General features: G+C 60.4%; 12 protein-coding genes. 4 read left to right on the plus strand and 8 right to left on the minus strand.

Annotation, left to right across the window (positions count from 1 at the left end; all coding sequences use genetic code 11):
* Positions 1 to 54: 54 nt before the first annotated feature.
* Together J3A64_RS05020 and J3A64_RS05025 are read right to left on the minus strand one after the other, a co-directional pair.
* Positions 55 to 561, minus strand: a complete 507-nt coding sequence (locus tag J3A64_RS05020; RefSeq protein WP_011775024.1) for a DUF2004 domain-containing protein — start codon at positions 559 to 561, stop codon at positions 55 to 57.
* Positions 562 to 611: 50 nt separating this feature from the next.
* Positions 612 to 1577: a LysR family transcriptional regulator gene (locus tag J3A64_RS05025; RefSeq protein WP_011775023.1), complete on the minus strand. Its 966-nt coding sequence runs from the start codon at positions 1575 to 1577 to the stop codon at positions 612 to 614.
* A gap of 394 nt (positions 1578 to 1971) precedes the next feature.
* Here J3A64_RS05025 and nrdH point away from each other — a divergent pair, with 394 nt between their 5' ends.
* From nrdH to nrdF, 4 genes are all read left to right on the plus strand, one after another.
* Positions 1972 to 2214: a glutaredoxin-like protein NrdH gene (nrdH, locus tag J3A64_RS05030; protein WP_011775022.1), complete on the plus strand. Its 243-nt coding sequence runs from the start codon at positions 1972 to 1974 to the stop codon at positions 2212 to 2214.
* 63 nt (positions 2215 to 2277) lie between these two features.
* Entirely contained in the window at positions 2278 to 2748 is a 471-nt protein-coding gene (nrdI, locus tag J3A64_RS05035) for a class Ib ribonucleoside-diphosphate reductase assembly flavoprotein NrdI (protein ID WP_014922017.1), read from the plus strand.
* Between the two features lie 11 nt (positions 2749 to 2759).
* On the plus strand, positions 2760 to 4901 hold the full coding sequence (gene nrdE, locus J3A64_RS05040; protein WP_014922016.1) for a class 1b ribonucleoside-diphosphate reductase subunit alpha: 2142 nt from the start codon (positions 2760 to 2762) through the stop codon (positions 4899 to 4901).
* 122 nt (positions 4902 to 5023) lie between these two features.
* Positions 5024 to 5998, plus strand: coding sequence for a class 1b ribonucleoside-diphosphate reductase subunit beta (gene nrdF, locus J3A64_RS05045; RefSeq protein ID WP_011775019.1), 975 nt, complete (start codon positions 5024 to 5026; stop codon positions 5996 to 5998).
* 69 nt (positions 5999 to 6067) lie between these two features.
* Here the strand turns inward: nrdF and J3A64_RS23600 are convergent, their stop codons facing one another.
* The 6 genes from J3A64_RS23600 to J3A64_RS05075 form a co-directional block, all read right to left on the minus strand.
* Positions 6068 to 6373, minus strand: a complete 306-nt coding sequence (locus tag J3A64_RS23600) for a hypothetical protein (protein WP_238324312.1) — start codon at positions 6371 to 6373, stop codon at positions 6068 to 6070.
* Between the two features lie 255 nt (positions 6374 to 6628).
* Positions 6629 to 9016, minus strand: a complete 2388-nt coding sequence (locus J3A64_RS05055) for a beta-ketoacyl-[acyl-carrier-protein] synthase family protein (RefSeq protein WP_210063741.1) — start codon at positions 9014 to 9016, stop codon at positions 6629 to 6631.
* Positions 9017 to 9019: 3 nt separating this feature from the next.
* Entirely contained in the window at positions 9020 to 10012 is a 993-nt protein-coding gene (locus tag J3A64_RS05060) for an aminomethyltransferase family protein (RefSeq protein ID WP_210063742.1), read from the minus strand.
* Positions 10009 to 12168 (minus strand): GNAT family N-acetyltransferase, encoded by a 2160-nt coding sequence (locus J3A64_RS05065; protein ID WP_210063743.1) that lies wholly within the window; start codon positions 12166 to 12168, stop codon positions 10009 to 10011. Before J3A64_RS05065 ends, J3A64_RS05060 begins: the two co-directional genes overlap by 4 nt.
* Entirely contained in the window at positions 12165 to 12617 is a 453-nt protein-coding gene (fabZ, locus tag J3A64_RS05070) for a 3-hydroxyacyl-ACP dehydratase FabZ (protein ID WP_210063744.1), read from the minus strand. The genes J3A64_RS05065 and fabZ overlap by 4 nt, the downstream gene beginning before the upstream one ends.
* Before the next feature lie 10 nt (positions 12618 to 12627).
* Positions 12628 to 12921, minus strand: a complete 294-nt coding sequence (locus J3A64_RS05075) for an acyl carrier protein (RefSeq protein ID WP_011775013.1) — start codon at positions 12919 to 12921, stop codon at positions 12628 to 12630.
* Positions 12922 to 12925 lie beyond the last annotated feature (4 nt).

Below are 12925 nucleotides of genomic sequence, written 5' to 3' on the forward strand. Positions count from 1 at the left end.
AGCCACGACGACTACCTGAAGGTGACCGGCCGCCGTCGTACGCTTTAAAACCCTTTAGGACTCCCACAGGATTTCGTCGTCCACCACGCCGTCTTCATCAGCGGCCACCACCAGCAGCTCGTCCGTGAAGTGTGAGCCGAGCGTGAAGTCCAGCACGAAGTAGCGCTCCGGCTGGCCAGGGTAGATGGCCACATGGCCTAGTTTCAGGGCTTTCAGGAAAACATCGTTGGTGAGCTGGCCCTTGTCACTGACACCGAACACCGATTCGAGTTGCTCTTCCTTGAGCTGTGAACTGTGGAAGTGCAGGAACTGTTGAGGGTTGGTGCCGTCCTGGTCGAGCTCGTCGGCGATCATCTCCCTGACCTGGTCCACGAGTTCCGGTAGGAAGCGCAACCTGTAATCCACCTTTCGCATGGCCGCCTCATCGAAGTGGTCGTGCGCCGTGACGTTGAGGTCCAGCTCCAGCTGATTACCGCCAAGTTCGTGTCTCGCGACGAAGCAATGTTCACGCCCGTGGTTGAGCTCGATCTCCCCAAAATGTTTGCTCGCTACCTTGCCCATGTGATCAATCTAACCCCATCAACCGGCGGGTTCCAGCACTTGGCGCCAATTCACCTCTGGAGCTTGCGACCCTTGACAGGAGTGGGTTTCAGGGGGTGAAGACCACTCTTTCCCGAGGTGTCCCTGAGGGTGTCGGCAAGCAATTGTGTGAACAACTGCACTTGGGCTGTGCGCTTTTCATTGATGAGCAGCGCGAAGATGTTCCGCGCCAGCCGGATGTCCGGTACGTCAAGGACCACGACGCCGGGTGGCCGGTTCCGGAGCGCCAGTTCCGGTACCAGCGAGGCGCCAAGCCCGGCGGCGGTCATCTCCAGGCTCGCGTGGAAGTCATCGCTGTAGGCCACCACGCGGGGGTGCAGGTTGCAGCTGGCGAACAGTCGTTCGATCACCAGGGCATCGCTGGTGCCCGGGTGGTGGACGATCCATGGCATGTCGGAGAGGTGTGCCGCCTCGATCTCGGCATCCTCACGGATTTTCCATGATGCCGGCAGCACCACCCGGAAGTCGTCGTCGCCAATCCACTGGCGTTCCAGTGAGTGCGGCCAGGCCAAGCCGGATTGCCCCACCTGGTAGACCAGCGCCACATCCAGTTCGCCGCCGCTGCGCAGGCCTTGGATGGTTTGCGCCGGCTCAGCCACGGAGACGCGCAGCTCAATGCCCAGCCCGCTCCATCGCTCATTCCGCAGGATGTCCGGCAGCACATAGGTGGCCAGGCTGGGGAAAATGCCCAGTCTCAGTTCCTGTGCGGGGGAGTCGTTGGTCCTCGAGGCCGCCGCCATGAGGGCTTCAACGTCCGTCAGCACCTTCGATGCGTGCCGGGTCATGGTGACCGCGGCCTCCGTCGGGATGACGCTGCGGGCTGACCGTTGAAAGAGTTCGACGCCGGTATCGCGTTCCAGCGCTGCCATCTGTTGGGATACTGCCGAAGCTGTGTAACCGAGTTGGGCGGCAGCGGCGGCGAAGGAACCCAGCCGGGTGACCTCCATCAAGGTGCGGAGATGGAGAAGGTTGACCATCAGCCGATTTTAGCTGTTCGCCACGCCACATTTTCAAAGTGTCACGACACGCCGTATCCGGGCGACACGCTGGAGATTAAATGTGGCTAAGTAGTCCACAGGGTGTGGATGACATCTCTCAATTCGGCGGAATCACGGACATTTTGAGAGCCCTTGCCTGTGGACGAGCGGTGGATTGAATGACATACTTGTAATACATCATCTTGGGGTTCCGGCGAGGCGCTTGCACTACATGTAGTATCGATTTACGGATTGAGCGGGAAACCAGCACAAGACTAAATAAGCGTGTTGGCTGCCACAGCAGCCCGCGGGCCGGTATCGGATTCAGAAACTAGTTCCGGTTGAGCCCGCCAGATACGAAGAGCGACAGACTTCAACTAAGGGGACAGGGATCATGACCGTTACGGTTTACACGAAGCCGGCCTGTGTTCAGTGCAACGCAACCTACCGAGCACTCGACAAGAAGGGCATTGCCTACCAGAGTGTCGACATCTCCCAGGATGCCGAGGCCCTCGAGCGCCTGAAGGCCTTGGGCTACATGCAGGCTCCGGTTGTCGTGACCGAGCAGGACCACTGGTCTGGTTTCCGCCCGGACAAGATCGAGGAACTGGCCCAGGCTGTTTCCTCCGTGGCCTAAGTTTCCATTCAAACTTCGCCACCACAGCACACTAAGAATTCCTATGTAGTCGAGGTGACTCCCATGGCACCGCTGGCAGCGGCAACCGTACGCGATGCTGCGGAAGCTGTGACCACGAGGAGTCACCTCATCTACTTTTCCTCGACTTCCGAGAACACCAAACGATTCGTCCGGAAACTGGGCAGGGATGCGGCACGTATCCCGCTATATGCCCAGGATGCTCCGCTTCAGGCCCTTGAACCCTTCGTCCTTGTACTGCCCACGTACGGCGGAACGAACGGCGAAGGTTCCGTGCCGAAGCAGGTCATCAGATTTCTGAACGATCCGCGGAACAGAGAACTGATCCGCGGTGTTATCGGAGCGGGGAACACCAATTTCGCGGACAACTATTGCGCAGCGGGAGACATCATCTCCGTGAAGTGCAAAGTGCCGCATCTTTACAAATTTGAACTCATGGGGACGCCGGAAGACGTTCAGCGGGTCAACGAAGGGCTGGAAAAGTTTTGGACACAACTGTCGCAGAAACAGAAGTAACCGGGGGCGCTGTGGACACGGTCAAGAAGCCGCTGCCTGAGGCTTTCAAGGGCTTGGGTTATCACGAGCTCAACGCCATGCTGAACCTGTATGGCCCCAACGGTGAGATCCAGTTCGAAGCGGACCGTGAAGCTGCGCACCAGTACTTCCTGCAGCACGTGAACAACAACACGGTGTTCTTCCATGACCTGGAAGAGAAGCTCGACTACTTGGTGAAGAACCAGTACTACGAGCGCGAAACCCTCGACCAGTACACGATGAACTTCATCCGTGATCTCTTCAACCGCGCGTACAAGAAGAAGTTCCGCTTCGAGACCTTCCTCGGCGCCTTCAAGTTCTACACGTCCTACACGCTGAAGACTTTTGACGGCAAGCGTTTCCTGGAGCGCTACGAAGACCGCGTCTGCATGGTTGCCCTGCACCTGGCACGCGGCGACGAAGACCTGGCCAACCGCCTCGTCGATGAAATCATCGACGGCCGCTTCCAGCCGGCAACCCCCACGTTCCTCAATGCGGGCAAGGCGCAGCGTGGCGAGCTCGTCTCCTGCTTCCTGCTCCGCATCGAAGACAACATGGAGTCGATCGCCCGCGCCATCAACTCCGCGCTCCAGCTCTCCAAGCGTGGCGGCGGCGTAGCGCTTTCGCTCACCAACATCCGTGAGCACGGCGCCCCGATCAAGCAGATCGAAAACCAGTCCTCCGGAGTCATCCCCGTGATGAAGCTCCTCGAAGACAGCTTCTCCTACGCCAACCAGCTCGGTGCCCGCCAGGGTGCAGGTGCCGTGTACCTGCACGCCCACCACCCGGACATCCACCGCTTCCTGGACACCAAGCGTGAGAACGCAGACGAGAAGATCCGCATCAAAACGCTCTCCTTGGGCGTTGTGGTTCCGGACATCACGTTCGAACTCGCCAAGAAGAACGAGGACATGTACCTCTTCTCCCCGTATGACGTCGAGAAGGTCTACGGTGTTCCGTTCTCCGATATTTCGGTGACCGAGAAGTACTACGAGATGGTTGACGATTCCCGGATCAAGAAGACCAAGATCAGCGCCCGTGAGTTCTTCCAGACCCTCGCGGAGATCCAGTTCGAGTCCGGCTACCCGTACATCATGTTCGAGGACACCGTGAACCGGGCCAACCCGATCGACGGCAAGATCACCATGAGCAACCTGTGCTCGGAGATCCTGCAGGTTTCCTCGCCGTCCATCTACGCCGAGGACCTGAGCTACGAGACCGTGGGCAAGGACATCTCCTGCAACCTCGGTTCCATGAACATCGCCAAGACCATGGACTCGCCGGACTTCGGTCTCTCGATCGAGACGTCCATCCGTGCCCTCAGCGCTGTTTCGGATATGTCCTATATCAACTCGGTTCCGTCCATCGCTCAAGGCAATGCCCAGAGCCACGCGATCGGCCTCGGACAGATGAACCTGCACGGTTACCTGGCCCGCGAGCACGTCCACTACGGTTCCGAAGAGGGCCTGGATTTCACCAACATTTACTTCTACACGGTGCTGTTCCACGCTCTGCGCGCTTCCAACCGACTCGCTATCGAGACCGGCCAGAAGTTCGGCGGCTTCGAGAAGTCCACCTACGCAAGCGGTGAGTTCTTCGATAAGTACACCGAGCAGGAATGGGTTCCGGAAACGGAGCGCGTCCGCGAGCTCTTCGCTGGCCACCACATCCCCACCCAGGATGACTGGCGCGAGCTGAAGGCTTCCGTCATGGAGCACGGTATCTACAACCAGAACCTCCAGGCCGTGCCACCCACCGGTTCCATCAGCTACATCAACAACTCCACGTCCTCGATCCACCCGGTGGCCGCCAAGATCGAAATCCGCAAGGAAGGCAAGATCGGCCGCGTCTACTACCCGGCTCCGTACCTGACCAACGACAACCTGGAGTACTACCAGGATGCCTACGAAATCGGCTACGAGAAGATCATCGACACCTACGCCGCTGCCACGCAGCACGTGGACCAGGGCCTGTCCCTGACGCTGTTCTTCAAGGACACCGCCACCACGCGTGACATCAACAAGGCGCAGATCTACGCATGGCGCAAGGGCATCAAGACCCTCTACTACATCCGTCTCCGTCAGCTCGCGCTGGAGGGCACTGAGGTGGAGGGTTGCGTTAGCTGCATGTTGTGATCAACCTCTATAGGTTGATTAACGGTGGCCTTGGCTACCCTCATAACTAAAGAGTACGACGGCGGGTTTCCACCCGCCGTCGTAGGCTTATCTCAAGAAAACCATCGCTTAAAGGGGATGAAATGACCGAAAAGGTCAAGCTGCTGACACACGTCGAGGCCATCAACTGGAACAAGATCCAGGACGACAAGGACGTGGAAGTCTGGAACCGCCTGGTCAACAATTTCTGGCTCCCGGAAAAGGTGCCGCTGTCCAACGACGTCCAGTCGTGGCACACGCTGACGCCGGATGAGCAGCAACTCACCATGCGCGTGTTCACCGGGCTCACTCTCTTGGACACGATCCAAGGCACGGTGGGCGCTGTTTCGCTGATTCCGGACGCCATCACCCCGCACGAAGAAGCTGTGTACACCAACATCGCCTTCATGGAGTCGGTGCACGCGAAGTCCTATTCGTCCATCTTCTCCACCCTGTGCTCCACCAAGGAGATTGACGACGCTTTCCGCTGGTCCCTCGAAAACGAGAACCTGCAAAAGAAGGCCCAGATCGTCATGGACTACTACCAGGGCGACGATCCCCTGAAGCGCAAGGTGGCTTCCACACTGCTGGAGAGCTTCCTGTTCTACTCCGGCTTCTACCTGCCCATGTACTGGTCCTCGCGCGCCAAGCTGACCAACACGGCCGACCTCATCCGCCTCATCATCCGTGATGAGGCCGTGCACGGTTATTACATCGGCTACAAGTTCCAGAAGGGCTTGGAGAAGGTTTCCGAGGCCCGCAAGCAGGAAATCAAGGACTACACGTTCGAGCTTCTCTTCGAGCTGTACGAAAACGAAGTCCAGTACACGCACGACCTCTACGACGGCGTCGGCCTGGCCGAAGACGTCAAGAAGTTCCTGCACTACAACGCCAACAAGGCCCTCATGAACCTCGGCTACGAGGCCATGTTCCCGGCTTCCGTCACCGATGTGAACCCGGCCATCCTGTCGGCCCTGTCCCCGAATGCTGACGAGAACCACGACTTCTTCTCCGGCTCGGGCTCCTCTTACGTGATTGGCAAGGCTGTCAACACGGAAGATGAGGACTGGGAGTTCTAAGTCCTCCTCCTTGTGAATTGCATGCTGCCTCCGCCGTCCTGCGTCGGAGGCAGCACGATTTAACGGTGCTTAATCAACAACAGGGTCTGAGTGCAGAGTCACCGGTTCCCTGTCCTTGGCGGCAAGGCTCCACACAGCTCCTTGAAAGGTGGCTGTGTGGATGTGCCAAGCGAGGTCTGCCGATCTTTGCCAGCCATAGGCCCAGTGAGGGCTGAGCTGGAGTTCGCCGGTTGCAGGGCGCCGTGCAGCGTTGCCCATTGCTTTCCACAGGGCTTCAGCCTGGGTCCATTGCTCGATGCCGATAGTGGGTACCCCGGTGACGCGGCCCAGCCATCTGAAGGCTGCGTTCCGTCTCTTGGGCGTTTCCACATCCACGCCAACCCAACTTCTTGCCCGTGCCGCGACAACAACGTTCTGTGTGTGCGAAACCGACCAGCCTGACTTGCAGTCGGCGCAGAACCAACGCCCGTCCATACCCCGGATGACGTGGCAGGGTAGCGACACATCATCCGGGCATCGGGTCGACTTCGCCGCCTCAGCGAGAAAGCGGGCGCCGGAGCGGGACCTGTACCGCCCAAAGTCGTCCGTAGGTGATCGGCCTGTCCAACGAATCCAAACATCCACCACTGGTCAGGTCGCGATGGTGACGGACTGGAAGCTACCTCCGGCCTCACAAGTGGAAACCAGCGTCCGGTTGACCTCTCCGGCCTTGCCGCTGGGTGGTACCAGTCCTTCAGGGCCGGACGCAACGACGCCGGCGGTGCCCGGGATGAACTTCTCCTGGCTCATCCACACTGCTTGTGCCACACCCAACAGGCCTCCTGAGGCGCCCGCATCGCCGAAGATGGCCTTGGGTGTTGAGACAGGTCGACCGCCCAGACCCATGGCCGCCAACGCCTCTACTTCCAATGAATCCACTGCATCCCTCCCGCACGCTGCGGCCACCACCGCGTCAACTGTTTCAGGAGGATTGCTGCCGAGGGCCAGCCGGAAGGATCGCACCCAGGCCTCGGACCCGCGGCGAAGACGACTGGGGCCGCTTCCGTCACCGGTCATGCCAAAGTGTTCGATGCGGCCAAGCACTCTCCCGGGGTCAACGCTGTCTTCGCTTTCCAAGAGGATGGCTACGGCTGCGCCGGAGATGATTCGACCCGTGTTCGAATAGGGGAGGCAGGCAGAACGTGTAAGGTAACCGGGGATCGGAGCGTAGGCGGCGAGCATCGCGTGAGGGGCTTCGTCCGCGGCGAGGACGATCATCCGGTCCACAACGCCGTTCGAGATGAGGTTCTGGGCGAAGTGGAGCGCAGTGATGGCCCCTGTGTTGCCGGCACAAATGGTGGCCGTGGGTCCTTGCAGTTTGTTCAGCAAAGCGACATGCCCGGGAGCGGCGTTCATGACCGTGTTCGGGAACAGCAAGGCGTTACCGCTGCCCGTGGTCAGGAGCTCACGCTCGAAAGCCTCAACGGTGGAGATCGGTCCCGTGCCCGTAGCGAACAACAGCCCGGTGCTGGTCGACTCAGCGCGTGAAAGACCGCGCTGCTTCAAGAGCTGGCTGACGGCCAGCGCCGACCTCCGTCCCAAGGTGTCCATGTGACGCAGGTACTTCGGGTCAATCCCTTTCTTGAGTTTGTCGGCCGGAATATCGCCAAACGGGAAGGAACCGAAGCCGTCCACCTCGACGGTGCCGTCACCGTAAACGGGCCGGCCCTCGAAAAGGGCAGTCTTCACTTCCTCAGTAGTAACCGCATCCCCGGCCAGGGCGCCAATGCCGGTGATCACCACTGGCCGAACGGTCTTAGGGGCGCGCGGGGAAGCGTCCTTAGTGTATTCCCGGATGGCGAGTGAAGCATTGTTGCCGCCGAACGCAAAGGAGTTGGACAGCACGGTTTTCAATCGCGCCCTCTGTGCCGTTTCAGCCACAATGTCCAGCCCTGTAGGTGAGCGCAAACCGTCGGGTGTGACGGTGGGTGGCATCTCCTGGTTTTGGATAGCGAGCACGGATGTCACGGCTTCGATGGCTCCGGCAGCACCAAGGGTGTGCCCGATCATGGACTTCGTGGAGCTGGCCGGGGGAGCAGCACCTTCGCGAAGATGGGTTATGGCTTTGGCTTCAACGCTGTCGTTGGCCGCCGTCCCGGTTCCGTGACCGTTGACATAGTCCACATCTTCCACCGTATTCCCGGCCATGTGCAGGGCTGCATGCATTGCCCGCAGGGCACCGCGACCCATGGGATCCGGTGCTGTGGCGTGGTAGGCGTCGGCACTGAGCCCATACCCGGCGATTTCGGCGTAGATCGCAGCGCCCCGGCCCACAGCTGAAGCCTCGCTCTCAAGGACGAGGAAGCCGGCTCCTTCACCCAGGTTGAGTCCCGAACTGCGGGTATACGGTGCGCAGTGAAGGGGATCGAGTGCCTTCAGGCTGGAGAAACCACCGAAGGACAACAGCGCGAGAGGGTCAACGCCGCCGGCGAGAACCATGTCAGCGGCATCCGATTCGAGGAGCTCGATCCCGTAGGCGATGGCGACAGCACCGGCAGCGCACGCGTTGGACTGGACACTGCGTGGTCCGAACAACTGGAATTCGGAGGCCAGATGGTCCGCAACGCTGTGGAGAGGATACTGGCGCAGCAGGCCCGTGTTGGCTTTACGCAAGCCGTCCTGGATCCACTGGCGATGAAACTCTTCCCCGCTTCGCGCCCCGCCCAAGGACGTACCCAATGACAAAGCAATTCTGGTCCGGTCAACAGGGGCCTGGTTGGCCCCGGCATGGGTCAGTGCCTCGGTTGCAGCGGCTGAAGCCAGCCTATGGCAGCGGTCAACGTAAGTGGTCCGGGACGACGGCGGCTCTGTTTCCATTTCGGACTCGACCTGGCCGCCCATTGAACTGACCAGGCCCTCGGTGGGGACTACGGTCGTTCGGACGATCCCTGACTTTCCGTTGGAAATGGATTCCCAGCTTTGTTCTGCGTTCGAGCCCACTGCCGCCCTGAGGCCGAATCCGGTAACAACTATTTTCATGGCTTAACCGATCGGTTCGGTCCAGGAGACCGGATCAACTGAGGGACGGGAGATTGTGGTCAAGGTGACTCCGTCCGCTAGCAGCTCCAGGCCCGGCACGTTGAAGGGGGCATTCAGGAGGGCAAGGGCGAACCCTTGAGGTTGCCCGGCGGAGGGAAGCACGTGGTGGATTCGGCCGACTTCGGTATCCCCGGAGGTAACGCTCGTTCCTGCTGCGGGAATTGAGGTTACGGCGTTCACGGCGACCAGTGAGCGTACGGCAGTCTCCTTATTGAGCTGGTCGCTGCCGAGGAATTCGTCGTCACGGTCCGCTGAGAGCATCCAGAGGGCGGCCGCTTCTCGGACCGTCAAACCGTCGAATTGTTCCGGGTAGAGAGGGTGACTGACCTCGGCCTGGGCACGCTGTAGTGCTTCGGTGCCGACGCGTTGGCCCCCGAACTCCGTGGCGGTGGTCAACAGAAACTCCAGCAACGTGCCACGGTCCGTGTTCGGGGCGAGAACCAGGTAGCCGTATTCGGCGGTGGTGCCGGTACGGATAATGGTGGCTGGCTGCGCTGAAACCGGTAAAGTCGCCGTGCAGCTTTCGCCAAGGAGGACGCCCGCGATTTCTTCGTCGGCGAAGTTTTGGACAATTTTCCATGCCACGGGTCCTTCCACGGCTACGACGGCCGTGGAGTCGGACAGGTCGGTGACGCGGACGGACTCCAGGCCGCGATGCTTGGCAATGATGGTGATGTCGACGTCGATGGGCTGGTCTGCGATCAGCAGGACGCGTTCCTCTTCGACGTAGGCCGCAACGTGGCCCGCAACTGAAGCGTCTTCCCTGAGCACCAAGGATTCGACGACGCTCCCGGGTTGGGCGAATTCGCTGCGCTTGGCGAGCAGGAAGGAAACGAGTTCCGCCCGCTGCTCTCCGGCGATTTCGAGAACAAACTCACCGGTGGGGTAGACGGCGGCGGTGGAACGAATTGCCTCGTAGTCAGTGATAGCTGTCATGACGGATTCTCCTTGATGTTCGTGGTGGGGCTTCCCATTTCCTGAACGGAAAGAAGCCATGATGTGGTGGTGGTGTCCCCGGCCCTGGCGAGGAGGGACAGCAGAAGGTATTCGCCTGTGGACCTGATCAGAATTTCGGGATGGGTGCCTTGATCGTTTTCGACGACAAGCCACGTGGTTCCACCCAGGCCGATAGCCGCTCTCCGCACTGACGCCCGCAACGGAAAACGGTCCCGGGCCGCCGCCCACCAGAGGTCGGTGTTGGTATCGGTTTGAAAAAGTATGGGCGCCCGGTTCTTGGCCTGTATTTGGGCGTTCGGTGTGACGTGCGTGACCTGTTCAGCACCTTTGACGCCGTCAACGACGATGCGCAGCGCTGTCAGATCGTTTCCTCGCTGCTGGATTTCCCATCCGGAACAATCTGCTGGGCTGCCGATGAGGTGTGGCGCTCGGCCCCCGCTTCCCCATTCGATGCCTTGCTCCGGATCTTCGCGCGCTCCTTGGCCCGTCACCCACAGACCGGAGTTCCACGCCGTCAAGGGCCCAAGGGCTCTTAGTTTCGGAAACGGCGCCGCAAGGACCTTCGTTTGGCCGGCAGTCCACGAAACGATCCCTTGGTCGGGCGAGACGAGCAACGACCCGTTGCTCCCCACGGCCTCGAGCACGTCGGTACGCGACGTTTCCGCAGCAGCCCAGGTGATTGGGTTCCAGCCCTGGTGGGGTCCGGAGGGGACGGCGTGAAATACAGGCGTTAATGACGGGGGAAGTTCCACATTGTCAGGCACCGGTAAGGCCTCCGCACCGTCGAACAAGTCCACGTCGTACAGGATGGAACCGGCCTCGGAGGAAGCCGCGGGAAGGTGCGCACCTTCGACGCGCAACTTCCCTTCCGAGTGCCAGGTGGCGGCCAAAGCAATCCCGGAGTCCGTGTCTGTCCAGAGGGCTGATGCGCCGTAGCTTTGATCGTCGAAGACGCTTTCGGCGGCTTCGAAGTCTGTCCGGTCAGGCGGCCAGAGTCCTCGGACGATCGGTCCACCTAAAGTGCGTTGGCGGCCTTCCGTGGTGAGGTGGAACTCGCCCGAGCGCAGGTTCACCCATGGAAAGGCCGTTACCCTCTGCTCACTTTGATGGTTCACTACGACGCTGACCTTGTCGCCGAGCAGGCGGATCTCACGGGTGATCGGCCCCAGCCAGGTCCTCCAGCCGTCGGGGAGTTCTTGGCAGGTGACGTTCAGGGCGGCGGGCCGGCGCCAGTAAGGTGCCCCATCCTCTCCGACGGGGAAGTGATCCGTCAGAACCGGACCCGGATGCCGTGGGTGGTCAATTGTCAACGTCCCTCCCGAGTCGAGTGAGATAGTGAACTCGCCCAGCCGCCGGGAGCCGAGCGAAGGCCTCTCGGGGCGGTTTGGAGCGGAACGTTGGGGTGTTTCCGGCCAGTCGAAGAGGTGGCCGTTGTGTCGCGCGTGGACGATGGCTCCCGACGACATATCGACCTGGACGTCAATGATGTCCTTCTTCACGGGGAAGGTGTACGTCAGCAGTGGGGCGCCGTCCTGGACAGAGACGCCGTCCATGAGGTCTTTGCCGCGGGCTGAGCCCATGCTGCGCCAGGAGTACTTCGAAAACATGTCCTGCGGGGAGGCGTCGGCAAATGATGTTCGAAGCAGATCTGACACGACGCCGGGAAGGAAGCTGATGAGTTCTATGTAGCCGTCCTCGTCAGGACTGACGATGCCTGCTGTCCTGAAGCCGACCCGTCCGTAGAGCGGGAAAGCTTTTTGGTTGGCTGGATCCACTTCAAGGCGGAGGGTCCGGACACCGCGCTCGACCAGCTTGATAAAAGACTGCATGAACAGCTCGCCGGCCAGGAAACCCATCCGGTAGCCCGGGTCGATGAGGAACATTCCGGAAAAGAGTTCGTCGTCGCCGGCGACCCGCCTGCCCGATACCTTCAGATAGCCAATGGTGCCCACGATGTTTCCGCGGTCTTCCCCCACCATGAATAATGCTGCGCAGCGTTCCTGCAGCACCGCATTGACGTCGTCGCCGGTAAGTGGCGAGCCGCTACGGATGGTTCCGTAGTTGTTTCGGTTGTATAGCTCCGCGACTCGTGCCGCGTCCCGTTCCGGGTCGTAGAGCCTTACTATCGGTTTCACGTTGATGGGTCCGGGTCTATCCGGGCCAGCGCCAGCGACCCGGAGGCCACGATCTTGCCACTGACTTTAATGTCGACGCTGAAATCCGCAAGATTGGCGTGGCTTACGCCGGCCCGGGCTTGGATGTTCAGCACGTCACCTGGATGGACCGGGGTGACGAACTTGAATTTGCGTACGGACGCCAGGTAGCCAAGGACGGGGCCGTCTTCCCCTGCGGGGGAGCCCAGCAGGAGCCCGCAAAGTTGCGCCGACGCTTCAATCATGTAGACGCCAGGGTAGACGGGGTTGTTGGGGAAGTGGCCTTGGAAGACCGGGTCCGAGATCGTGATGTTCTTGATTCCGGTGGCGGACTTGCCGTAGTTGAGATCTTCAACCCTGTCCAAGAGAACCATGGGGTGGCGGTGCGGGAGCCGGGACAGGATGTCACCGGCCTGCAGGGTGGTGGACATTGCCCCGCCCCTAGTCGTCGTCGCTGTTGGCAGCGATGAAATCGGCAATCTTGTTGATAGACCCGAAAACTGTCCGGTCTTCGTCGGTGATGTACACACCAAACTCCTCTTCAACCAAGCTCACGATTTCGAGGGTGTCCAGACTGTCGAGTTCGAGTCCTCGCCCAAAGAGCGGTTGGTCGTCTTCGATCTGGTCACCAGTAATGGGTAGTTCCAAACCTTCGGACAGGAGGTTTTTCAGGCGGGCGTTGAGTTCGGTCCTCTTCCGCGCGGAGGACAGAGTGGCTTCGTGAATGTCGTTCATTGGG

This window comes from Pseudarthrobacter sp. PvP004, assembly GCF_017876035.1.
In the GTDB taxonomy this organism is placed as follows: Bacteria; Actinomycetota; Actinomycetes; order Actinomycetales; family Micrococcaceae; genus Arthrobacter; species Arthrobacter aurescens_A.